This is a genomic window from Cyclonatronum proteinivorum (assembly GCF_003353065.1).
GTDB classification, from domain to species: Bacteria; Bacteroidota; Rhodothermia; order Balneolales; family Cyclonatronaceae; genus Cyclonatronum; species Cyclonatronum proteinivorum.
On sequence record NZ_CP027806.1, the window covers coordinates 3,721,839 to 3,744,330 of the forward strand.

16 protein-coding genes are annotated in these 22,492 nt (G+C 52.8%); 6 read left to right on the plus strand and 10 right to left on the minus strand.

Annotated elements, in window-relative coordinates:
• Window position 1: 1 nt before the first annotated feature.
• The 3 genes from CYPRO_RS14175 to CYPRO_RS14185 form a co-directional block, all read right to left on the minus strand.
• Window positions 2-490 (minus strand): antitoxin Xre/MbcA/ParS toxin-binding domain-containing protein, encoded by a 489-nt coding sequence (locus tag CYPRO_RS14175; protein ID WP_240644768.1) that lies wholly within the window; start codon window positions 488-490, stop codon window positions 2-4.
• Window positions 491-634: 144 nt separating this feature from the next.
• Window positions 635-2,593, minus strand: coding sequence for a metallopeptidase domain-containing protein (locus CYPRO_RS14180; RefSeq protein ID WP_124245628.1), 1,959 nt, complete (start codon window positions 2,591-2,593; stop codon window positions 635-637).
• A complete protein-coding gene (locus CYPRO_RS14185) occupies window positions 2,593-3,609 on the minus strand; it encodes a TIGR00341 family protein (RefSeq protein WP_114985242.1) in 1,017 nt (338 codons plus the stop codon). Before CYPRO_RS14185 ends, CYPRO_RS14180 begins: the two co-directional genes overlap by 1 nt.
• Before the next feature lie 153 nt (window positions 3,610-3,762).
• On the opposite strand from CYPRO_RS14185, the gene CYPRO_RS14190 reads away from it, so the two are divergent.
• The 3 genes from CYPRO_RS14190 to CYPRO_RS14200 all read left to right on the plus strand — a co-directional run bounded on the left by CYPRO_RS14190 (window position 3,763) and on the right by CYPRO_RS14200 (window position 6,192).
• Window positions 3,763-4,422 (plus strand): OmpA family protein, encoded by a 660-nt coding sequence (locus CYPRO_RS14190; RefSeq protein ID WP_114985243.1) that lies wholly within the window; start codon window positions 3,763-3,765, stop codon window positions 4,420-4,422.
• Window positions 4,423-4,769: 347 nt separating this feature from the next.
• On the plus strand, window positions 4,770-5,201 hold the full coding sequence (locus tag CYPRO_RS14195) for a DoxX family protein (protein WP_114985244.1): 432 nt from the start codon (window positions 4,770-4,772) through the stop codon (window positions 5,199-5,201).
• 115 nt (window positions 5,202-5,316) lie between these two features.
• Window positions 5,317-6,192: a hypothetical protein gene (locus CYPRO_RS14200; protein ID WP_124245629.1), complete on the plus strand. Its 876-nt coding sequence runs from the start codon at window positions 5,317-5,319 to the stop codon at window positions 6,190-6,192.
• A gap of 321 nt (window positions 6,193-6,513) precedes the next feature.
• Here the strand turns inward: CYPRO_RS14200 and CYPRO_RS14205 are convergent, their stop codons facing one another.
• The 7 genes from CYPRO_RS14205 to CYPRO_RS14235 form a co-directional block, all read right to left on the minus strand.
• The gene (locus CYPRO_RS14205; protein WP_114985246.1) at window positions 6,514-7,743 is read right to left on the minus strand and encodes a hypothetical protein; all 1,230 of its coding nucleotides are present in this window, start codon (window positions 7,741-7,743) and stop codon (window positions 6,514-6,516) included.
• Window positions 7,744-7,893: 150 nt separating this feature from the next.
• Complete coding sequence (locus tag CYPRO_RS14210) at window positions 7,894-9,228, minus strand: NHL repeat-containing protein (RefSeq protein ID WP_114985247.1); 1,335 nt, start codon at window positions 9,226-9,228, stop codon at window positions 7,894-7,896.
• An 18-nt stretch (window positions 9,229-9,246) separates the two neighbouring features.
• Window positions 9,247-10,272, minus strand: coding sequence for a PorV/PorQ family protein (locus tag CYPRO_RS14215; protein ID WP_164682821.1), 1,026 nt, complete (start codon window positions 10,270-10,272; stop codon window positions 9,247-9,249).
• An 18-nt stretch (window positions 10,273-10,290) separates the two neighbouring features.
• A complete protein-coding gene (locus CYPRO_RS14220; RefSeq protein ID WP_114985249.1) occupies window positions 10,291-13,221 on the minus strand; it encodes a TonB-dependent receptor in 2,931 nt (976 codons plus the stop codon).
• Window positions 13,218-14,714, minus strand: coding sequence for a hypothetical protein (locus CYPRO_RS14225; protein WP_114985250.1), 1,497 nt, complete (start codon window positions 14,712-14,714; stop codon window positions 13,218-13,220). The genes CYPRO_RS14220 and CYPRO_RS14225 overlap by 4 nt, the downstream gene beginning before the upstream one ends.
• A 75-nt stretch (window positions 14,715-14,789) precedes the next feature.
• Window positions 14,790-17,261: a chitobiase/beta-hexosaminidase C-terminal domain-containing protein gene (locus CYPRO_RS14230; protein WP_114985251.1), complete on the minus strand. Its 2,472-nt coding sequence runs from the start codon at window positions 17,259-17,261 to the stop codon at window positions 14,790-14,792.
• A 129-nt stretch (window positions 17,262-17,390) separates the two neighbouring features.
• Window positions 17,391-19,493, minus strand: a complete 2,103-nt coding sequence (locus CYPRO_RS14235) for a hypothetical protein (RefSeq protein ID WP_114985252.1) — start codon at window positions 19,491-19,493, stop codon at window positions 17,391-17,393.
• A 520-nt stretch (window positions 19,494-20,013) separates the two neighbouring features.
• Between CYPRO_RS14235 and CYPRO_RS14240 the strand changes: the two genes are divergently transcribed.
• Genes CYPRO_RS14240 through CYPRO_RS14250 form a run of 3 tightly spaced genes read left to right on the plus strand, consistent with a single transcriptional unit; the run spans window position 20,014 to window position 22,462 of the window.
• Window positions 20,014-20,271 carry a DUF3098 domain-containing protein gene (locus CYPRO_RS14240; protein WP_114985253.1) on the plus strand — a complete coding sequence of 86 codons (258 nt, stop codon included), beginning with the start codon at window positions 20,014-20,016 and terminating at the stop codon, window positions 20,269-20,271.
• A gap of 21 nt (window positions 20,272-20,292) precedes the next feature.
• Window positions 20,293-21,174, plus strand: coding sequence for a DUF92 domain-containing protein (locus CYPRO_RS14245; protein WP_114985254.1), 882 nt, complete (start codon window positions 20,293-20,295; stop codon window positions 21,172-21,174).
• Window positions 21,161-22,462: a dicarboxylate/amino acid:cation symporter gene (locus tag CYPRO_RS14250; protein WP_114985255.1), complete on the plus strand. Its 1,302-nt coding sequence runs from the start codon at window positions 21,161-21,163 to the stop codon at window positions 22,460-22,462. Before CYPRO_RS14245 ends, CYPRO_RS14250 begins: the two co-directional genes overlap by 14 nt.
• Window positions 22,463-22,492: the final 30 nt, after the last annotated feature.

Genomic DNA, 22,492 nt, shown 5'->3' on the forward strand with positions numbered 1-22,492 from the left:
ATCAGGCCAGATTACCGTACTCAAGGCGTAACAAAGCATTTTTGACTTCTGCAATGCCTGTCACAGAATCGAAAAGACTAACAGGCGTGACCCCACCCAGTGAAATATTATTTTTTTTGAGCCAGCGCTGAAATTTCTTCTCATCATCATTGAACACAGACTTTCCAAAAGTCAGCAACTCAATAAGGATCAGCACCATCTCAGAGTCACGACTGCTGAGTAACTCCGGTGCACGTTTCTTTTTGTTGTAAGTTGTTTTATGAATGCCAATGAGTTCGAGTACCTGCTGAATCGGAACCCCTGCCTGCCGTGCGACTACTTCCAAAGTTTCTACGGGAAGCCTGTTTCGGATCAGATCAACCCGTTCCATTTGTGTGGCCCATTTATAGGTTTTACTTCGGGCATTGATTTGCCATCCGCCGCGATTTCGTCTCTGGCGCTTCAACTGGGTTGAAATTTTTGAAGGCTGAAAAATTTCTGTGCTACTCATTGGCAATCAAAATGGTTTAAGACAAATAAGCTTAGACATTATATGTTACAATATTTCTGCTACCCAAGCAACATGCCCTCTGCTCGCTTACTTTGATATACACCAACCAAAACAGGTATTGAGTGCTACATCAAAATCACCACCTTATGGCTGACCATAGGGCGCGCGGGTTACGATACCGGATGGTTCGGGAAGAAGCCGGACAAAATCGGGATGCTGTTCGGTGAGCTGCGCGGCGGTCCATGTGCCGGTAAGGAGCTGTCCGTCGGGGAGGGTGATTTGCCCCCTGATTTCAAGAACGGCTTCGGGCTTAAGGTACAGCTTTGCGCCGGGCTGCAGGGTGAGGCGGGCCTGCACGGGAATACGGGTGTTTTGTGTAAAGAACAAGTGCTGCCCGACACGCAGCGGTTCGTCCAAAGCGGAAAAGAACGGATCGGCGGAGAAGAACAGCCGGAGACGGCCTTCTTCATCCGGGGGATGGGGGATGTACGTGCTGAGGCCGGTGTACTGCCCCGCCCGGTCGAGGCTGCCCGGGTTGGTGTAGGCAGTGAACAGGGTTTTGCCGCCAGGGGAAGCGGGTCCGAAGGCGGTGTTGAAGTGCTGCCCCCTTTTATACGTGATGCAGCGGTCGGGATCATGGTTGGCGTAGAGGTAGAGCGCATACGGATTTCCGGCAGCAAGCACCGAATCTTCGGTGTTGAGATAGAAAGCGTCGCGGTACGAAATACCGTTGGGGTGCTCGCTCATACGACGAAGAATCGGTTGCGGACGTGAACCGCCGCAGGCCGTGCTGCTGCCTAAAAGCTCCCACTGATGATGCCCCGAAGCCGGAAACGTACGGATGTTGTGAATACGGCTGCTGTAGGGCGGGAAAAGTTCATAGATGAACAGGCCGCGGTCGTCGGGGTTTAGCGTTGCAAGATCATGGGTACCGGGTCCGCCCTGAAGCTGATGCTGTTTTTGCCGGTTTTCAAAGATGAGGAGGCTGCCGTCGGGACGCTCAAAAACGGCGGCTTCGCCGGTCGTGTAGTAATCGCCCAGCGTTATTTCAGTGAGCGCGTTTTCATCCGGCCGGATGCGCATCATGCGGTGCCACCCCAGGGCTTCGCGCTCCCAGGCGTTGATGCTTTGGTTGGCGAGGTAGGTGTGAAACAGGCCCCAGTAGGCCGGGTGCGTACCGGTCGCACCGATATACGGGTGAGGCGCGCCCAGAAGATGATGCCCGATTTCATGTATGAGGTAGCCAACGGCCTGTTCGGTACCAGTAAAGGTCAGGGTTTGCCCGCTGCCTTCAGACCAGGACGCGTTCACCCGGTAGCCGTCGGCAACAGGAATACTTCCAGTGCCGAGTGCAGCAATGCCGTTCCAGCGGGCGCCGAACGGATGCCTGTTTCGCTCAGGCCGGCGGTAAATGATGATGACGTAATCGAAGGCGCCATCCGGTTCGTGGATGTGGACGCCCGGAGATGCCATGCGCCAGCGGTCGAAGTCGCCTGGAGACTGCCCGAGCTGACCCGGCCGGGCGTCGCCATCGCCGAGGAGGTTTTGGATGAGGTGCCGGTTTGCCGCCGCGTACGTGCCGCCATAAAAGGAATCCGGCACTGATACATAGGCAGCGGTGCCGGTGAAAGCAAACTGCCCGAGCGAGGCCTGATCGAAGTACAGGGTCAGGTTTTCGTAGCGGTTCTGCGCACGGGCTTCATCGGTCGTGGGACTGATGAAGCGGCTCATCCAGGCGGGGATATTTGTGGGGTCGCCGGGATCGGGATGCTCTTCCCAGCCCCGCATGGGGACGTCGTCGTTTTCGAAGCGTGCGAAAACGACCAATGCGTGCAGGGCGCCGGCAGCGGGCATGCGGTAGCCGGCGCGGACGGTATCGCCGGGGGCAAGGGTGTTAAGCGGATGCGAGTGTTGCTTTGTGTCGGTCTGCGTGTTCACGGATCGGATGTTTGTGGCCTCCTGCGCACTGTGATCAGGTTTGGGATGCAATCCCGACGACGTCCGGCAGTTGGTGAAGGCAAGGAGCAGACAAATTGCAACGCAGCCTGACAGAGGCCAGGCTGCTGCTTTTTCACAAAATCCCCAAAGAAAAGGTCTGTACATCAGCGGAAGTAGATGATGGCTCCCATGATCAGCAAGAGAATCACCCAAACGATGATGGCGTAGGGGCTGAATCGGGTTTGTTCGCGTTTTTCGCGCCAGGTTTTGGGCGTTACGCCTTGCGCAAGTAGGGTGATGATGCCTGCGAGGTTGAAACAGACGACGTAGGTGAACATCAGCAATGCGGCGCCGAGGGCGAGTTCGGTTTCGCCGGTACCGAGGTAGAGTCCTGTGGCGACCAGGGGCGGGAGCAAGGCAACGGCTACCATCACGCCAATCACCGCAGCGGAGATGCCGCGTGTGAAGGAGAGTACGCCTGCGACACCCGCCGCGATGCCCAGCGCAATATCCGCAAAGCTGACTTCCGTGCGGGAGAGAAGCTCGGGCACTTCCGCATTGACCGGCAGGAACAGGCCGAGGCCAACGGAGAGCAAAAAGGCCAGGGAAAAACCGGTGAGAAGTGATTTGAGGGATTGTTTCAGAAGGTTCTGATCTCCCAGGGTTGTGGCGAGCGACAGCCCTACGTTGGGTCCGAGAAGCGGCGCAATGACCATGGCACCAATCACGATGGCGGGGTTATCGCGCAACATACCGGTAGCGGCTACAAGCGTGCTCATGGCCGTTAGGGTGACATACACCCAGGAGAGATCGATCATCTCTTTGACATCTTCGTACATCTCAACGATGGAGATGCGGTGCACCTTTTCGCCTTCGCCTACGGCGGGGTAGCCCGAAGGCCGGATAGCGGGCGTGTCGTCGGTGCTTTCTTCTACTTCCGCCTTGGGGATGGTGGCTTCGGCGCTGAGAAGAATAACGCGAAAGCCATCATAGTTCTCGCCGCTTTCTGACACCTGCTGCATGAGCGATTCGGAGTACTCGACTTCGCAGAGCACGCGTACATGCTTGCTGCCATCCTGCTGCTCCGTAACCCACATTTCTATGATGTTTTCCAGGTCGAGCTGCTTGTGAAGGTCCGGCTTTTCGGCAGGCGTATAAATTTGGATCAGGCGCAGGGCCATGGCAGGAGTTTTTGGAGTAGATGGATGAGAGTGAAAACAATATAAACTTTGTGCAGCTTCTATTTATGAAGGAACAGGCGCAATAATTGGATGCATAGCTTTATATTTAGACCCTATTCCGAAAACTATAATCAAGGACTTAATCTCACAGTTATGAGAACTTTATCTGCAGGTGCTATTCTGAAACTTGGACTTATTCTTTCACTGCTTTTTGCGGTCGGGTGCAGTAATATCGGTCGCGGCGCGCTGATCGGTGCCGGAGCCGGCGCGGGTGCAGGCGCAGTAGCCGGGGCAATACTGGGTGATACGGCCAAAGGGGCCATTATAGGCGCGGCCGTTGGCGGTGCAGCCGGAGCCATTATCGGCTCACAAATGGATCGTCAGGCCCGCGAGCTTTCCGAAGAAATTGAAGGTGCTACGATTGAGCGCGTTGATGAAGCCATTGCCATCCGCTTCGAATCAGGACTGCTGTTCGGGTTTGACTCATCCGAGCTTTCCGACACGGCACGCGGCAATCTGAACGCACTGGCTGAAAGCCTGGACCGCTTCGACAATACCGATATCGTGATTGTGGGGCATACCGACAATGTTGGATCTGCGGCCTACAATCAGGGGCTAAGCGAGCGCAGGGCCGCTTCGGCAGCCGAGTTCTTGGCTTCGCTGGGCGTTGAGCGCAGCCGCCTTGTGGTTGAAGGACGCGGCCTGACCGAGCCCATTGCCGAAAATGATACCGATGAAGGCCGGGCCCTGAACCGCCGCATTGAGGTCGTAATCGTAGCAAGCGAGACCTTCCGCGAGGAAGTGCAGGACTAAGCTTTTATTTGTATTCCTTTTAACCCGCATTATTCACAATTAAAAAGAATTTATCACCTAACTTTTTGTTTAAATTTAACTTAGTTTATAAAAGCGGTAGCCCGAATTTGGGAGTGATGTAAAGACTGCGCACCGTGCGCAGCGATTCCCACGTAGTGAAAATTTCTTGGTGAATAATGCGGGTTAACAGGCTGTCCGGAATTATTTTCGGATGGCCTTTTTTGTGAATGATTTAGCGCTCATTGCTATTGTTGTGATAGCTGTGTATTATTTGTTTAAACAAATAATGGCCTGACAGCTTCACCCTTTTCAACTGTCAACCTACCTTCACCCCTACCCTTACTGCTATGAATTACTTTAATGATACGTTCCGCGACGCGGGCATACTGATGCTTCGCTTTGGTATTGGTTTTATGATTATGCTGCACGGCTACCCCAAAATTACGGGCGGTCCGGAAACCTGGGCTTTCTTAGGCAGCACGATGGCCAATATTGGCATTACGTTCTGGCCTGTCTTCTGGGGTTTTATGGCTGCGGTGACCGAGTTTTTCGGCGGCATTTTTCTCATGCTTGGCCTGCTGCACCGTGTTAGCGCTGCGCTGCTGACCTTCACCATGTTCGTGGCTGCCATGATGCACTACAGCAATGGCGATCCCTTTATGCAGCCGGGCGGCCCAGACATTGCCTACGCGGTTGAACTGGGCATTGTCTTTTTTGCGATGGCGCTTATCGGTCCGGGCAAGTATGCGCTGGACAACCTGATTTTCAAAAAGAAATAGACGCACCAACTGCTTTACTATTGGTGATTTTTGCAAGGACTGTCCTGTTTACATCTTTGGATGCAATAGGACAGTCCTTTTTTTGTTGAGCTGTTTTTTGCTATTCTTTCAGGTAATGATTTTACGCTCCGCTATCTATCGTTTGCTCCCCATGCTCTACCGAACCCTTACCGCGCTGTTGTTTTGTGTGATGACTTTTGCTCCGGCACCGGCGCTGTACACGCCTACCGATGCTGTCGCACAGGAAGCGGATGCTGAAAGGGAAGCCCTGCCGGAAACAGAGGAAGTCATTACCCGCCTGATCGAAAGTCAACAGCACATGCTGAGCGGCCTGCGGGAAGTCGAGTTGCGCTACAGCTCACTGGGCGAACCTTTTGAGACGGTACGGCTGCATAAAAAAACCGAACAGGGTCAGGCAGTGCTGGTCCCTGAAGACAACACGGAGCAACTGGCCTATTTCAGCCTGATGACATTTACCGAAGACGAGCTGCGCACTTTGCTGGGTCCTGCACAGCTTCGTGCGGATACGCTTTACAGCAAGCCGGTACTGCGCTTTACGCTTGATGCCGCCCTATTGGAAGGCACACCCCTGCTGCCGGACCTGCAGCAAACGCCCCTGCGCGAGGCCGTATTCTGGCTGGAAACCGAACAGCTGCAGCTGGCAGGCTTCCGGTTCCGTTCGGTGAACCGTTTCGGGCGCACCGTGACGCTGCAGGCGATATTTCCTGAATATCAGACACAGCATGGTTTTTCGGCCCCGTCGCTGATCACGCTCTCCCTAACCGGCGCCTATGCACAGATATCGGATGAAGAGTATGCTTCGCAGCTTGAAGAGCTTCACTTCCTGCTCGATAACCTTGACACCTTCCCGATAGAGCGCCGCGCGCAGGCCGAACGGGAACTCCGCGAGCACAAAGGTGAACTGAAACGGATGGCTGAAGGACGCGCACTTCATACCGAACTCCGCTTATCCGGTCTGATTGTGCGCTGAATTCAACCGCTACCTTCCTGCCCGGTCATGAGACATTTTGCAAGGGGAAGTACAATCCTGACAAAATCTTACGCGCCATCTGTAAGCGCTTTTTTGTTTATCTGACGGATATTTCAGTTTGCAAGAGTGAAGCGTGTTTGATAGATTCATCTCATAGTAGTTAAGACCTTCTTGTAGGTCTGAACTGAACCCAAAAAGGCTGCTTCTGATACCGGGGCAGCCTTTTGGTTTTAGCGGGATATATGATGAAGCTTGGTATTTCACTGAAAAGGGGTGTTCAAGTAGCCCGTTTAGCCCGGAGAAATCGGATGTATTTTCGCCTTACCAGTGCGGACTCACCCCGTGATCTTCGGGAGCGATGATTACAAAGTCCCAGTTTCGGATGGTTCGCAGTTCCGAAGCCGAAGCTGTTCCGGTAAGTTGTCCATCTTCAAACAGGGCTCGGATCGGGCGGATATCAATCAGCGCCCACTGATCGCGCACGCCCACACTTAGCAAACGCTCCAGGCCTTCCCAGCCGCTCCGTTCCAGCACATCCCCGCCTTCCAGGAACCGGTTGTGATAGCGGATGTGTACGCTCTCCTGATTCCGGGATTCGGCCAGCTGCGCCACATGATGTCCGATATCCTGCAGGCCACGCGGACTCTCATGCCGTCCCATGTGCCAGGAACCCATTTTCAGGAACACTTTCGGCTGCGGATTTTCCGCCAGCGCTGCCTTAAAGTTGCGGTCGAAATTCTCTTTGAAATACGTGACCCGCACCGGGTCGCTGTCCCCGCCGCGTTCGTTCAGGCAGTAGATTTCGAGCGTTTTGTGCAGGGCTTCGCGAATAAGCTGAATGTCCGGGTGTCCAAACCCTGCAAAGCTATCCAGAAACGCCTGAAAAGTATCGTCGTCTTGCAGGCGGCAGCTTCGCTGAAAATTTCCGCCAAACAAATCTGCGACCTGATTCCGGCGGTCGAGCCAGTACAGCCGTCTGCTGAGCGTACGGTGCATGCGTTGCTGTCCGGGACTGACTTCTTCCCCGCCCAGGCGCAACAGCTCATCAATCAGAAATTTGTACGAGAAGTAAAATTCCTGATCCAGACCCCAAAGCGTAAAGTGAAACGCATGCGCGGCTTCGAGAAAATCGAGATCCGTTTCTCCTTTAAAAAACGGAATCGGGATGAGATCAAAAACCCGCGAAGCGTACCCCGCATAAAAATCCAAAACATCTGACCGTCCTTCCCCGATGAGAGCCTGCAGTTTTTGGGCTGCGTACGGACCTGTCTCCACCGCAAAATGCGCAAAGCCGTGCGGTGCCAGAAACCGAAGAAGTGAAGTCGCCAGCTCCCCAAGGTGCTTCCGGTTGTGCAGCTCCCCGAGAGCAACAAAATGCGCCTGCGTCAAAGCCGCAAGCAAGGCGTCCGCCCCAACGATTTCGCCATCCCGAATCTCAAAATAAGTGGTATGCGCCGCGAATAAATTTTCGGAAAAGGGGAGCGGATCAGGGGGTTGATCAGCATGCACCTGAGGTAGAAACAGTAAGGCGAAGGTAATGGTGAATATCACGGAATCAAGCCTGTACAGGTTGGGATGATTAGCTGCTATCTCCCGGAATCAGCTAACTATTGTTAGTTTACCATCTTCCAATACCCAAGAAGGCCGCTCCTGAAACAGGGCGGCCTTCTTGGGTTTTTGACAGTATAAATAGCTCAACACTTACTCAAAATCAGTGTTCAGGCGGAAGCGGGAAATGCGGTTGTTATTGGTGTCCGCGACATATACGATGCGACGGAAGTAGGCGACGCCGGAGGGGTTATCGAATTCGCGTGCGCCGTTGCCGGTACCACCGAAAGATACATTGATGGCCCGCGTTGCGGATGATCCTGCCGGCGGGTTTACACCTTCTATGCCGTTCGACTGAAAAAGGTAAAGGCTGTCGCGGGCGGCGTCAACAACAAACAGATGTGCGCGCTCGTCACCGGAGAAGGCTACCCCGCTTGGATCTGTGAAACGGTTTTGATCATACAGGAAACTTCTCGCGCGGGTCGTGTCCCGGTTAAGCAGGTTGGGATTCGACCGGTACTCGATGCCGTCCGGCGTGTCAACAGCATTTACCCAAAGTACCCGAAACGGAATTTCGCGGGGATTATCAGGATCAGGTGATCCCTGCGTGATCAGGAAGCTGCGGTCTGAAGGGACATTGTCTCGCTGCGGCGGGGTTGCAAAAGATGCAATGTCGGTCAGGTCAATGGCACTGGTAAGCGAAGGGGAGTTCGGATTCAGGGCTCTGATCTGACTCGTGTTGCGCATGAGTGCGGGATTGTCAGAACGGGGTGACATGATGAGCACGGTGTTATCCTGCGTGATGGCTTCGCCTGTGCGGTTACGGGGCCCGCGGCGGGTGACGTAGAGCTCGTTGTTGGCAAGGGTTGACAGCCCGGTGATTTCAACAAATTCGTCGTTATCCGGGATGTCGCGGTTCAGACGGTTCCGCTGTGATGCGGCCGTTGCACGACTTGCGTCCATAAACGGATGCACCATTACCTGAAGGAGCTCAACAGGCCCGGCGCCGTTTGCATTTCGAATTTTGTACACCGCAGGCAGGTTCCAGGTGATGTCAGGATCAACCGCTGCAATTACTGTATCGATGCGGGCTGCCACATATACATTGAGCAGGCGATCCTGTGTTACGGATACCGCGTTGCGCAGACTTGCAGCCTGCGAACCGGAGATGTCAAAATCTGCCGCTTCGCTTAGCGTGAGATATTTTCTGCCGGCGCGGTCGAGTACATGCAATCCGTCTTCATCGGTTACATACACGAGTTCGTCGTAGCCTACAAATATATCGGTGGGTTTGTTGAAGGTGTCCCAGAAGGGCAGCAGGGCGACATAGCCCACATCTTCCACAATCAGATTCGGATCGAGGCGCCCGTCCTCAAAAATCTCGTCGGTAATGCTGTCTTGCTTGGAACCAAACATATCCTCACAGGAAATGAGGAAACCGGCGGAGATCACAAACAATAACAGTACGGTAAAAACTTGCTTCATCATATCGGTCGGTTGTCTTGCTTAAAGCGTGAATTTGAGAGCGAACCGGTGCAGACTACCAAGTCGGTCGCGGGTGCTGAAGCCGTAGTCGAGGCCAAGGCTGTAGTTGAGCACGGGTAGATTGAAGCCAACGCCAAAGCTGGGCAGGGAAGCTTCATCCACACCAAACTCATAGCCGGCGCGCAGATAAAACTGATTCAGGTATCCGAGTTCCGCCCCAAGGCTGAACTGTTCGGCATTGTCGGCAGGGTTGGTAATTTGCGCGAGACCGGTAAGCGAAAGATTATCGCTGTTAAAGATGTCATAGGCGGCTCCCATTTTAAAGGTAGTAGGCGGCGAGACGTCTTCAAATTCGGTTTCAATAATTTCACCTTCCAGGTCGAGCCGGCGGATTTCTCCGGAAGGACTCGCGTCTATGCCGAAATTATTCAGACCTACCGCAAAGCGGAGTCCGGTGTCGCCAACACGGTAGAAAAATCCCACATCAAAGACGACGGTCTGGGCTTCGAATTCGGCTATGCGCTCTTCCACATACTTGAGGCTAACGCCGTAGCTGAACAGGTTGGTAAGCTCCTGCGCAAAAGTGAGGCCCGCAGCCATGTTGATCGCCCGAAAGGTACGACCTGTGCCAAAGGGGTTGAACTCCGTTGTCTCATTCATATCGCCGGAATCGAGATACAGTACCGAAGCTCCGAAAGCCATGCTGCCGCGGCGGTGCAGATAGGCCGCGTAGTTCAGGGAGATATCAGTAAAGTACTGCGTGTGGCTGATCTGAATCTGATTGCCCTGCATTTGCGCAGCAAGGGCCGGGTTCAGGTAAAGCGATGAGGCGTCCGTCGCGTCGGCCACATTGGAGGCGCCAAGACCTGAAGAGCGGGCGTCCGGATTGATTTTGAGAAACTGAAAACCGGAAGTTCCGGAGCGGGAGTCACCCAGGCTGGGAATAATGCTGCGCTGTGCCACCGCTGTATCTGCAAAACCAACCATCAGCAGCAGCATGATTACGGCGGCAGACAGGATGTGATATTTTCTATGGGTATATAACATTGTGAAAGTCATCCGCTATCAGAAATTAATGGCGAGGCCAAACATAATGTGGCGCTGTTCGAGGAAGTTTGCCGGATTGAGGTATGCCGGGCTGTTGTTGTCGCGGGGATCCACATAGCGGGGATCGCGAACATTGGCCGGCACATCAAATCGGCGGTCATCACGGAGGGCGATTAGCGCCTGCGGATCGGTCGGGTAGTCGGTGCGATAAGCACGACCGGTTACCGGATTGATGATAGCAGCGTTTTTCGCATTGAAAAGGTTGGTGATTTCAAGCGTACCGCGAATGCGCGTGCTGCCAATATTGATCCAGCGCTCAAAGGTGAGATCGAACATCACCCATGACTCGCCGGTTTCGGAAAAGCGGCGGTTCGGATCAGGATCACGCTCGTAAATCGGGCGCCAGTCTTCAACGCCGGTTACCGGGTTACGCTCGTTGCCGCGGAAGACCATAGGCGTGTAGCGAATACCGCTACGATACATACCGGACAGGAAGAGGCGGAACTGATTGAGGGGCGCAAGACCAAACAGCGGGTCGTTGGGGCGATCCCAGGTGAAGATGATGTTACCCTTGATATCCCACGGACGATCCCAGGCCAGCGGGGTCTCGATGTTGTTTCCGAAATCCTGACCACCGGAGATGATGTTGCTGAGCGCGTCATTGGAAGTCGAGCTCAGACCTTCCGCGCGGGAGTAGGTTACGCTGAGCGAGCCCTGCAGGAAGTGCGAGTAGCGCTTCAGGTAGGAAAGCTCCAGACCGCGGACCCGGGCAAAGTCGCCGTTCACACGGAATGTACGCTCTGACTCCCGACCGGCAGCATCTACGATATTAACCCGCTCTGCAGTAATGAAGTCATATTTATCACTCCAGAAAGCGGTGACATTCAGCGCGTCATTGGCGGTGAGCTGATAGCGGAAGCCAATCTCATACGAGATGTCCATCTCGGGATTCAGGTTGGGATTCCCGAGATTGCTGAGGAATGAACGGTCCTGATAAAAGGGATCGAGACCCGCGTACACGTGTGTAGGGTGAGGCAGCTTGGACTTATGGCTGTAGTTGAAATACATCACCATATTTTCACGCACCGGGAAGGAGACGTTAATACGCGGAAGCAAACGCATTTTGAAGCGGCGACCAAAGAAACTATAGGTCTCGTTCATGTAAGCTTCACGCACAACGTTGGGAATGGGCGAAAGCGGATCATCTACGAAATTATCTACATAGCTGCCGGGGAACCAGTATTCGAGGCGGGCGCCGATATTGGCGATGAGTCCGCGGTATCTGATCTGGTCGCTCACAAACAGCGCTCCGCGTGCCGGTCTTACATTCCAGATATCTGAGGTAGCGCCAAGACGTCCGGTTTGGGTCTCGGTTTCGTCATCAATCTGAATCGGTGCACCTACCCACGGCCGGCTGATATCAATCCACTGATAGTTTTTGAACTTCATCTCCAGACCTACACGGAGACGGTGATTGTTATCCGCCAGGAAGGAAGTCACGGTGCTTCTCAGGGTGATTTCTTCAGCAAAGTGATCATGCCAGAGGGAAGCAATACCTCCGTTGTTGGCAAAACCGTCACCGGGCAGGGCATAGGTAAACTGATCACCGGCAGGAAACGGTGTGATGGGAAAAGTGATGATACTCGCCGCGTCAAACTCGCCGTCCACAAACTCCGGACGCCAGTTCCGTCCGTTGGCGTCAGCGCGGAGGCGCGTGAAAAAGCGGCTGAGCTGAACATCATAAAATGTAGCATTCGATACCGCATGGGTCCACTTGACGTATGCCATGTTACTGTCGTTGGCATAGGTGTTCGCGTTATCGAGGCTTTGCTCGAAAAAGAACTGATAGCCCGGACGAATCTGTACATCATCCCCGATAATCTGCAGCATGCGGGTATTTTGGTTTACAACCAGCGAGCGGTTGTAGGCCGCTTCAAGCCGCATGCCCGGCTTAATGCGGTAGGTCAGTTTGAACAGACCGCTGTAGCGGTTATCCTGACGCGGTGACCACATGGTGTTGCTGATGAGTGAACTCTCCACCTGATCTGCGGTTTGCCGCATGAATTCATTGGTGATATTCATCTGACCAGCCATAAAAAAGGAGATCGAACCCGGCAGCACCCCGTCTAAAAACGGAACCGGTCCGCCCAGGGAGAAATCGTAGATATCCGTAAAAAAGTTGGACGAAGCCCCGGTCATACGGCCCGGATTGTCACGTTTGTGCGCAAAGTTACCGGAAAAGCTTTCGCCGCCTGACTGCGTTTCGACGCTTACCACGCCTGAAGTCGCGTTTCCGAATTCAACATCTACGCCACCGGTGGTAACTTCCACATTCTGGAAGGCATTGGCGCCGAGATCAAGCCCGAATCCGGTACCTGCAAGCGGGTTTTGCGCAGATACACCGTCGATTACAAAACCTGTTTCATTCGCCCGGCCGCCACGGATATACAATCCTGAAGGATCGCGTACAACGCCTGCGGTCATCCCAACCACTTCATCTACGCGTCGCACGGGTGCCGCAGCAATTTGTTCGCGCGAGAGGCTGGTTGAGGTGGAAGACTTCTCAATATCAAAAATAGGCCTTTCCCCGATTACGAGCACTTCATCGCCGGCCGTAAGCGGCTGCAAGCCCATTTCCACATCGAGCGTAGTGGTTTCGCCCGCAACAACACGCACGCCGGTAATCAGAATCCGCTCATAGCCGATATAGCTGAATTCCAGAGCGTATTCACCGGGACGTATATTCCGGATGTTAAATTCCCCGTCGAGGTTGGTTGCGTCGCCGAAGCTTGTGCCGCGCACGATCACGTTCACCCCGATCAGGGTTTCGCCGTCGTCACGGTCGGTTACTACACCTGTGATATTTCCGGTAGCCTGTGCGTGTACCGCAGCGGGTAGTATCCATCCTGCCGCTGTCAGGATTAATAGCCAAAGTAGCGTTCTTCTCATTGCTGAAACCCAAGTATTTCAATGCATGTTATTTCAATCAGTCGGTCGAGTTCACTGTCGGGGGTAAACTCTCTCAGATCAACCCCGAAGAACAAAATGCTTTCGTCAGGGTTGGTCGCAGATATTAGTTTTGAGCCGTCAAAGTCGTTGATAAATCCCGTTACGGCTGCACGGGTTTTAAAATCAGCTTCAAAGAGCGGCACGGTCTCGCCAAACGGGATAAGGGGATAATAAGAGAGGAGGTTTCTTCTGAATTGCAGCATAGGCGGGTTGTCCACAAATTCCGTCGGTTCGATCAGGGAATTGTTGGCAAGGAAGAAACTTTGCTGTCCGGACGGCAGAATTTCCATACGCTGGAAAGGCAGGAACTGGAACAGCGGATTATCAGCGGGCAGGTCACGTGTCGGGATGTTAATGAACATGGTACCGCCTTCTTCAAAAAACTGAACCGTGAGCTCGAGCGCGTACCCGATATTGCGGTCAAGATTGTTGGAAACCCAGTAAATATGGTCCCACTCTGCGAGCATTTTATTGATAGTAGGACTTCCCAAAGAACGGTCCGGGAAAGCACTCGAAAGCACTACACGCCTTCCGCCGGTTGTAACCCCGTCGGAAATGTCCATGATATCAAATTGCTGAATACCATTGTTGCGGAGCAGATCAAGGTGTTGCTGCAGAACCGCGAACTCGCTGTCACCCTGAATGTCGTTTAGGACCAGCACACGCGATGTTTGCTGTTTAATGTACCATTCGTGCGAGACGGTCGGGCTGAGGGCACCGGCATTGTCTACAGCACGGATAAAAAAAGTATTGTCGCCGTTCAGGTTGATATTTTCAAAAGACAGTTCTGAGGTGTTGAGCGCACGTCCCAGAAAAACCTGGCTTGTAGCCGGCGTGACCGTATCATCAATCCGTACGGTGAGAAAGGATACATCCGGTGGCACGGACTGCCAGCTCGTTGTATCGTTGAGCGCCATTTCAATACGGTTGAGGTTGGCGTCGCCGTCGGGGTCGGAAGCTTCCCAGCCAAAGCTGAACACGCGGTAGGTAGAATCGGGCGGTGTTTCAAGCCCTCTGAAGCGAATGTTGGGCGGGGAATTCCGGATGGGAAAAACAAGGCTTGGCGGATCGGGATCCACAGCGCCTTCATTGTCGACTGCCCGAACGCTAAAACGGACATCAGCGTCGGTGTTGCCTTCTTCAATCGGAAGCACAAACAGGCTGTCTGTTCTCGTAGTGAAGGTCCATGGCGCATCCGTATCATCACCGATCTGGAATTCATAACCCACGATGTATCCGTCGGGGTCATCGCCCCACCAGGAAATATTGATCTGACTCACAAGCCTGACGTCATCAGGCAGGTTAATCTCATTAACCGTCAGAAACGTGTTGGGCGGCTGGTTTTCATTGAAATTTCCGTCAAAACCGGCGTCACAGGAAGCCAGAAGAAAGGCGCCTGCAAGCAGGAGGACAACTGCGGATATCGTGCGCATGGATTCTGAAAAATTAAACAAATGGGAAGGGCATCTGCACGCCCTTCCCGTTGAAGTGTAAAGCTGTTGCTGCGTTTATTTAACGAGCATCATTTTCCGTGTAGATACGAAGTTACCGGCGTCAATGCGGTAAATGTAGGTACCGCTTGCCAGTCGTGAAGCGTCAAAGTTGATGATGTACTGACCGGCAGCCTGATGTTCGTTCACGAGCATAGCTACGCGACGGCCAAGTATGTCATATACAGACAGCGTCACATTTGTAGCTTCGGCCAGATTGTAGCGAATGTTGGTTGTGGGGTTGAACGGATTCGGATAGTTCTGGTCAAGCGAGAACTCGTTCGGACGCTCACCCGGCTCCGTGCTTGTCGCACCAAGATCAAAGTCAGTGATGAAGCGCGGAACCATCTGAAGGGTACCGTTGAAATTACCCACGATAGCCGTCAGGGTGAATTCACCTTCCGGGATATCAAGACCAATGTAATCGGATTCAGGGAAATTGGTACGCAGAATAACAGTTTGGTCTTCACCCAGTGAAGGATCTGTAATCTGATAATTGGTACCGCCTTCAAACGCTCCTTCTGCCCCAACAAAGCTTACGTTAGGGATACGAACCAGCATGGATTCATTTTCAGTAACTGTAATGTCTGCAAGGCTGAATGTTGGCGGCACGAAATCAATATTTCCAACAGGTCCGCCGGGATCTGTAGCCGGGCGGAACTGAACGGTTCCCTGGAAAACACTCAGGTCACCACGTACGTTAGACATCAGGTCACCAATAGCGTAGAATTCGGTAATCCGACCAGGCGCGTCATCGATGAGAATCGCTCCGGTTTCATCCTGAATGTATTTCTGATTTCTTGCTGTACGCCAGTAGGTTACAACAGCCTCACCAGTGTACTCGTAAAGTGTTCCGTCACGATCACCACCGCGAAGGCCTGCGAGCGTAGCAAACTCCTCGATTGCCACCTCTACTTCGTAGGTACGCTCGTTTACAGGGCTGTTTTCAACACCTGATACCGCTGCAATAGCTTTGATGGTTGTTGTTTGCTCAACCAGTATAGGTGCGGTGTAAAGCGGAGAATCCGTGGTAGGATCAGAACCATCCATAGTGAAGTAAATGGCGGCCTCTTCATCAGGAGAAGAAAGGCTGACTTCTACAAAGTTGATGTACTCACCAGCGGCAGGACTGAATACCGGCGGAAATGCCTGTGTTGCTGACTCGATAAAGATGGTGTCGCTAACCGTTGAAGCGGTTTCAATGCCCTCAGGAGTCGTTGTTACGACGCGAATGCTGAAATCAACAACATCAAAGGCGTCGAAAGAGCCGATTCCGGCACTAAAGGTGTTCCCGGCCGGGGTCATTTCCACAGTAATTTCATCAGCGGTATCAGCTGTGTACGGGCGGGCCGTATAGGTCAGGGTTACGCTGTTGAGGGTGTAGTCATCTTCAGGGAGGATGACATCAACAGAAATATCAACCGCCTGACCTGCAAGTGCTGGCTGTGGGAAAGTCAGGTTTTCAACGATGGGTGCAAAGCCGAGTACGACCAGATCATTCGGCCATCCCGGAGGCGCAACACGGTCGTCAGGATTGTCACCATCGTTAATCCACACAAAACCGTCTTCAAAAGGATTAATACGAAGCGTTCGCGCTGTGGGAGACACGTCAATGTTATCAGGGTCAAATGTGTTTACCACAACAAAACCTGACCAGTCAACTACGGCACCTGCAGGCGGGGGAACATAAGGTCCGTCTACGGCAGGTCTGCGGTAGTTGTAGCCGCGTCCTTCACCAGTCTCTGGATCAAAAGCATAGTTGTCTCTGTCGTTACGAAAGCGTAAGGAGATATCGGTGGTTTGCGCCACAACGCCGTCAGCTGAACCAATAAACCGGGGACGGCCCGTTTCAGCTTCAAAACGGCTGATGATCTCCGCGCCTTCAATACGCACATACTGACTAATAAAACGGCTGTAATTATTCACATTCCAGGTGAACTGTCCGTTGCCGGCAGGGCTGTTCAAATCAGAAAGCGGAATGGTGCGGGGCTGAAGCAATGCATCAAGACCTTCGTATTCAGGATCAATGAACACATTGCCAAGCGGGGTGACGAGCGAAGGATCGAACTGAACTACGATACCCTGGAAGAATGTCAGGGTACCTTCAACGCGAACCACATCACCGCGAACCAGGTTCTCGAGGGTTTCACGCTGATCGCCGCCTTCTACAATGTGCATGGCCATACCATCACGCCCCATATCCAGACCATTGATGTCTTCCACAAAAACGTGAATACGACCGGGCAGGTTGGCCTCTGTTGCGCTGGCAAATCCGGAGGATTTCGGGTAGGAAACTACAACGGCCTCGAATACAACCGGCACGCCGGTAAGCGGATGGCTGTCGAGGTCTTCAAAGCTTGTAAGGGGAGTCGGATATTCGTTAAGCTCGCGAATGATCACTTCCTGAGGACCATTCTGCGCCATAACATCCGTAAAGAGGAGAGCAGCTGTTAGCAATACAAACAGTGCCAGTTGTAAATGTTTAGTCATAATACTGTTGAGGTTTTGGTTGGTGTGTTCACAGTATGATGTTTGGCTCACCTGGCAAAAAACGCCAAAGCCCGGGTTTGGGAAGATCCCTGTGATAAATCTCCCCTCCCACTTTCATATAAAATGCTGTCAGCGGATAATAGCAAACCGGCCGCGCTGCACATGGCCCGACTCGCGATCCCGCACAGTATATAGATAAAGTCCGGTTGAAAGGTTCTGATTGGCTGCCGAGAGCAAATCCCAGGCATGTTCGCCACCGGGCATCAGACGCTCGCCCGAAGCAAAATCTCGGAACCAGCGGGTGTCGCCCTGATAGGTGGCTGCGTCGTGCTGAAGGGTTGCGACAATTTCACCTGCAAGGGTGTACACGCGCACTTCGGCACGTGCGGGTAGGTTGTAGAACATGATTTTCCGCGTGAAGGGCGTCCCGCCGTCCCAGGCCGCATTTACGCGGTAGGGATTGGGATATACCCCAACCTTAAATTCAGGATCACTATTTCTGAAATCCGGATTTGGCGCTGTACCCGGGAATACCCGCACAGCGTTGGCGTTAATGGATGATTCAAGCGGCGGCGATTCGCCATCACCGGCATCGAAGGCGGTTACGGCAAACAGATACTGCCAGCCGCTCAGCATGCCCGTTACATCAAAACGATAGTGATACTCAACCGGGTCATCTGGGAATGTCACCGGTTCAGGCAGGCGGATTTCATCAAAACCGGTTCCGAAACCCGCACCGCTCTCGGGCAGGTCCCACTCGCGTATCATCTGTGCCGAGGTGGAAATTGTACCCCGAAGATCATCGCCAAGCTGAGAGCGGTACAGGCGGTAGCCTGCAAAGTCTTCTTCGCCTGAAACCGGGTCAATTGAAAATTCAGCGCGGTTATCCCAGTAAATGCTTGCAACGCCTGCGTCGAGTTCCACGCGGATACGCGGCACATCCGGCGGCTCGGGAACGAGAAAGCGGGTTCGGGTGCCATCGGGGTTTTCCTGACCATCAAACAGACGGAAAGCCCAGTCAATGTTTTCGGCAAGAAGCGAGCGGCTTTCTTCATTATCCAGCTGATTCACATCATTCACCTGACCCGGCACCAGCCCCTGAAATTCAGGCGGCATAAGCGCGGTCACAAAAGCGATGTACACACTGATCGTTTCACCGGGCTCAACTTCCGGGAATGGGCCTATAGTGTTGAGCTGTATATAGTTACCGTTGGCAAAGAAGCCGTCATTACGCAGGGCTTCGCGGTTTTGATCAATAGGCCAAACGGTCTGCATGCGCTCAAAACGCTCCAGATCATTCGAAGGGCGGGAGAAATCACCCGTTCCGGCGCCAAACAGCCAGAAATCAGGGCTCACGTGCGGCACCGGAAGTCCGGCAGCTTCAATTTCATCAGCCCTGCGCGGATGAAACTCAACCCCGCGATACTCGGACCCCAAAATTACCGAAGCGGCATAGGTATTGATTCGGGGCTGATCAAAAGAACCCCGGTCGAAAACGTAAAGGGCATACTGATCATCCAGCCATCCCAATCCGCCCTTGTTAAAAAAGTCTGAGCCGGTTTCAACGGTTGTATTTACGTTGCGGACAACCATGTCAGAATAAATGCTGAAATAAAACTCATCCCAGACTTCACCATTTGGATTGCCCGACCAAATGTTCGAATTATTAGTAATGTCGTATCTGACAATGGAGATTCCTTCCGTGAAACCAAAATTCCAGTTGTAGGTCTCGAACCGGATGTCGGCATAGAGCGGATTTTCGTGTCCCGGTACCGGACGGTTGTTGCGAACCGTACGCCGGTCAGAAAATTCAGCCACAAGATCCTGATGGCTGACGGCAGACGGGCTGAAATTCGGACTGTCGCTCAGCGAAGAGCGCTCTGTAAACAGGGTTCCGTCATTGGTAAACTCAAAACCGGCTACATTCTCGTTATAACCCGCCGCATTGGTAACCGATGAAGTTGAAACCCGGGTCTGACCGTCCACACGTGCACCAAGCCAGATTCCCGCTTCGAAAAGGTGCTCGGTACCGGAACCTCTCGGAAACTCCATGCTGGGCAGGCCCACCGGCTGATTCCGCACATTAGGTCGCCCAACCGTACCCACATTCGAATAGGAAATGCCAAGATTACTCACGGTTACAGCACGGCGCTCAAAGACCTGTTGTGCCGAAGCCATCTCATAAAAAAACAAAAAGATAAAAAGGGCAAATAGTAGCCTGATAACGTTCATTCAACCAATAATAAATAGATGGATAGCTTAAAATTCCGACCTGATTGATGTTTTAGAGAACATCTGTAGCACTTGCACTACATCCGATGACAGTCCAAAGGTATCGCTATTCTTTTCAATATGGAATGCATCCTCGTGCATTTTACAATATAATAACTTGCGCGCTAAAATGGGAAGCGCTTTCAGACCCTGCATTCTTTTATAAAACAGCCTGTACGTCGCCCATTAAGTTTTCACTTTGGTCGGCTGAAGCTTATGCCACAGGTATTTCCGGCTGTGTTTTTTTTGGGGGAAACTCCGTGAACATCACGGTCTTTCGTGGTAATACTGTCCCCGCAGCCCTAAGATCAACCCCTTGCTTTTTTGGCTTCGGATACACATCACGCTACCAAAGTCAAATCACAGCTCCGTTTTTCATCTCACAGAATCCCGGAAAATCATTACCTTTGGTTCATAATTTAGGCCTTTAGATTTCTTTGCCCTACCAAGATCACTCGTTTTCCATTAAACATCATTCACAATGCCCCGCAACACCCCCCGCAAAAGCAAGCGCACGCAGTCAAAACCACAGGCCGAAAGTCCCGTTTTCGGGCCGGAAAACTACAAACTCATGGCAATTGCCGTAACGCTGATTTTCGTGGGATTTGCCATCATGGCGATTGAAAATGAGATCAGCGGCTTCTTTTCGCTATACATTTCCCCCATTCTCGTAATAGCCGGGTTTATTGTTTTTGGATGGGGAATCATCAAAAAACCAGCCGGACAGCAAACAACCTAATTCCGAGGCGAGCGCGCAACCATGTCAGAAAATCAGCTTACGTATGCAGCGGGTCAGCGCATGTTTGCATGGTTTAATCTCAACTTGCTGAACTACTGTTTCTACGTTCTCCTGATTCTGATCTTCGTCCTCGTTGCAAGCCCTGTTGATAAGCTGCTGATTCTGCTGGCCCTTGGTGCGGCCTGGATCGTAAGCTACTTCAGCTTCCTGCTGCGCCTGCTTTCCCTTGACGGCATGCGCTCGGCCGTACTTGTTGGCACCATTACCCTGGGCTTAGGCGGGATTGAATACACGGCCTACCTGCTGTTTTTCTTTGTGAGTAGCAATATCGCAGGCTTCATCTTCAGTAAACCAAACCTGGAAAGCCGCCATCCGCTTGTTGAGCGGCGTTCCGCAGAACAGGTCTGGGCAAACAGCTTTTGGTTCATTACCGGCCTGCTGCTGTTCTATATCACCGGCTACTGGTCTCTCGCGATAGCCGGTATCGCCGCTTCAGCCACAGCCACTGCCGATACCTGGGCAACCGTAGCCGGCAGTGCCGCCAAATCAGACAAGGCCAAACTGATCACCACCTTTGAATCCGTCCCCAAAGGCACAGATGGGGGCATAAGCTTAAAAGGCACCCTGGGCGGTTTGTTTGCAGCCATTTTATTTGCAGTGCTCAGCTATCAGTTTCAGGGCGCCCTTGCGCTGCAGATAGCGGCTATCATATTTATTTCCGGCTTTTTAGGTTGCCTGTTTGATTCCTATTTTGGAGCCTACTTTCAGCACGGAGCGCGTTCCCCTCGGATTTCGGGGGTAGCCATTCAACCGGGGAATAACCTGGTCAACTTTATGGCAACCGGCTGCAGCGCACTTCTTGCATTCACTCTTTATAATATTTTGATATATGCCCTGGTATAAAAAGCTGCACTGGCAGATCATTATCGGATTGGTTTTAGGCCTGATTTGGGGATTGGTATCCACGCAGGCCGGACTGAACCGGTTCACATCAGATTTTATCCGCCCGTTCGGGACCATTTTTGTAAATCTGCTGCAGCTTATCGCCATACCGCTGGTTCTGGCTTCACTGGTTGTTGGGGTTACCAAGCTTAATGATATCACCAAGCTTTCACGCATGGGCGGAAAGACCATCGGGATATATCTGGTGACCACCATGATCGCGATCACCATCGGGCTGATTTCGGTTAACCTGATCAAACCCGGCAATGCACTCCCGGAAGAAACGCGTATGGAGCTGCTGGAAAGCTATCAGGACAATGTGACGGATCGTCAGGCGGCAGCCGAGCAAACCATGCAGCGCGGACCGCTGGAACCCATTGTCAATATCGTGCCGCAAAACGTGATCAGCTCCATGAGTAGCAATGCCAATATGCTGCAGGTTGTATTTATTGCGATACTACTGGGCATTGCACTGGTACAGATTGATCCCGGAAAAAGTGCACAGCTCGTCAGCTTTTTTGACGCTTTCAATGATGTGATCATTAAAATTGTGGATTACATCATGCTGATGGCACCCATTGGTGTCTTCGCGCTGCTCGCTGCGGTGATTATTGATCTTGCCGGGGATGATCTTGGGCGCGCCTTTGAGCTGCTAAGGGCACTGGGCTGGTATTCCATTGCCGTACTGCTGGGGCTGCTGGTACACATGCACCTGGTGTACTTCATGCTGTTTAAAATTTTCAGCACCATGAAGCTGCGTAATTTTCTGCGCGGTATCCGCCCGGCCATCCTGTTGGGATTCAGCACGAGTTCAAGTGCCGCAACCCTGCCGGTAACCATGGAGCGGGTTGAAAAAAACCTGGGCGTTGAAGAAGAAGTATCGAGCTTTGTGCTGCCGGTTGGCGCAACCATTAATATGGACGGTACGAGCCTTTATCAGGCGGTTGCGGCGGTATTTATCGCGCAGGCCGTTGGCATGGATCTCAGTATTGCGCAACAGCTCACCATCGTGCTGACCGCGACACTTGCTTCCATCGGTGCTGCCGGGGTGCCCGGGGCCGGTATCATCATGCTGGTGATTGTGCTCAACGCTGTTCAGGTGCCGGTTGAAGGCATTGCCCTGATTCTTGGTGTTGACCGAATCCTGGATATGTGCCGGACGGCCGTGAACATTACCGGTGACGCTGCCGTTGCTGTTGCTGTGGCAAGTACCGAAGGCAAGCTCGCTGACGGCCGCTTTGACGACTAAGTCCTGCGCGAAACCTAACTTTAAAACCCT

Coding starts and splice junctions, on each gene's coding strand:
- CYPRO_RS14175 (WP_240644768.1), bottom strand. CDS start 490: ATGAGTAGCACAGAAATTTTTCAGCCTTCAAAAATTTCAACCCAGTTG.
- CYPRO_RS14180 (WP_124245628.1), bottom strand. CDS start 2,593: ATGTACAGACCTTTTCTTTGGGGATTTTGTGAAAAAGCAGCAGCCTGG.
- CYPRO_RS14185 (WP_114985242.1), bottom strand. CDS start 3,609: ATGGCCCTGCGCCTGATCCAAATTTATACGCCTGCCGAAAAGCCGGAC.
- CYPRO_RS14190 (WP_114985243.1), top strand. CDS start 3,763: ATGAGAACTTTATCTGCAGGTGCTATTCTGAAACTTGGACTTATTCTT.
- CYPRO_RS14195 (WP_114985244.1), top strand. CDS start 4,770: ATGAATTACTTTAATGATACGTTCCGCGACGCGGGCATACTGATGCTT.
- CYPRO_RS14200 (WP_124245629.1), top strand. CDS start 5,317: ATGATTTTACGCTCCGCTATCTATCGTTTGCTCCCCATGCTCTACCGA.
- CYPRO_RS14210 (WP_114985247.1), bottom strand. CDS start 9,228: ATGATGAAGCAAGTTTTTACCGTACTGTTATTGTTTGTGATCTCCGCC.
- CYPRO_RS14215 (WP_164682821.1), bottom strand. CDS start 10,272: ATGTTATATACCCATAGAAAATATCACATCCTGTCTGCCGCCGTAATC.
- CYPRO_RS14220 (WP_114985249.1), bottom strand. CDS start 13,221: ATGAGAAGAACGCTACTTTGGCTATTAATCCTGACAGCGGCAGGATGG.
- CYPRO_RS14225 (WP_114985250.1), bottom strand. CDS start 14,714: ATGCGCACGATATCCGCAGTTGTCCTCCTGCTTGCAGGCGCCTTTCTT.
- CYPRO_RS14230 (WP_114985251.1), bottom strand. CDS start 17,261: ATGACTAAACATTTACAACTGGCACTGTTTGTATTGCTAACAGCTGCT.
- CYPRO_RS14235 (WP_114985252.1), bottom strand. CDS start 19,493: ATGAACGTTATCAGGCTACTATTTGCCCTTTTTATCTTTTTGTTTTTT.
- CYPRO_RS14240 (WP_114985253.1), top strand. CDS start 20,014: ATGCCCCGCAACACCCCCCGCAAAAGCAAGCGCACGCAGTCAAAACCA.
- CYPRO_RS14245 (WP_114985254.1), top strand. CDS start 20,293: ATGTCAGAAAATCAGCTTACGTATGCAGCGGGTCAGCGCATGTTTGCA.
- CYPRO_RS14250 (WP_114985255.1), top strand. CDS start 21,161: ATGCCCTGGTATAAAAAGCTGCACTGGCAGATCATTATCGGATTGGTT.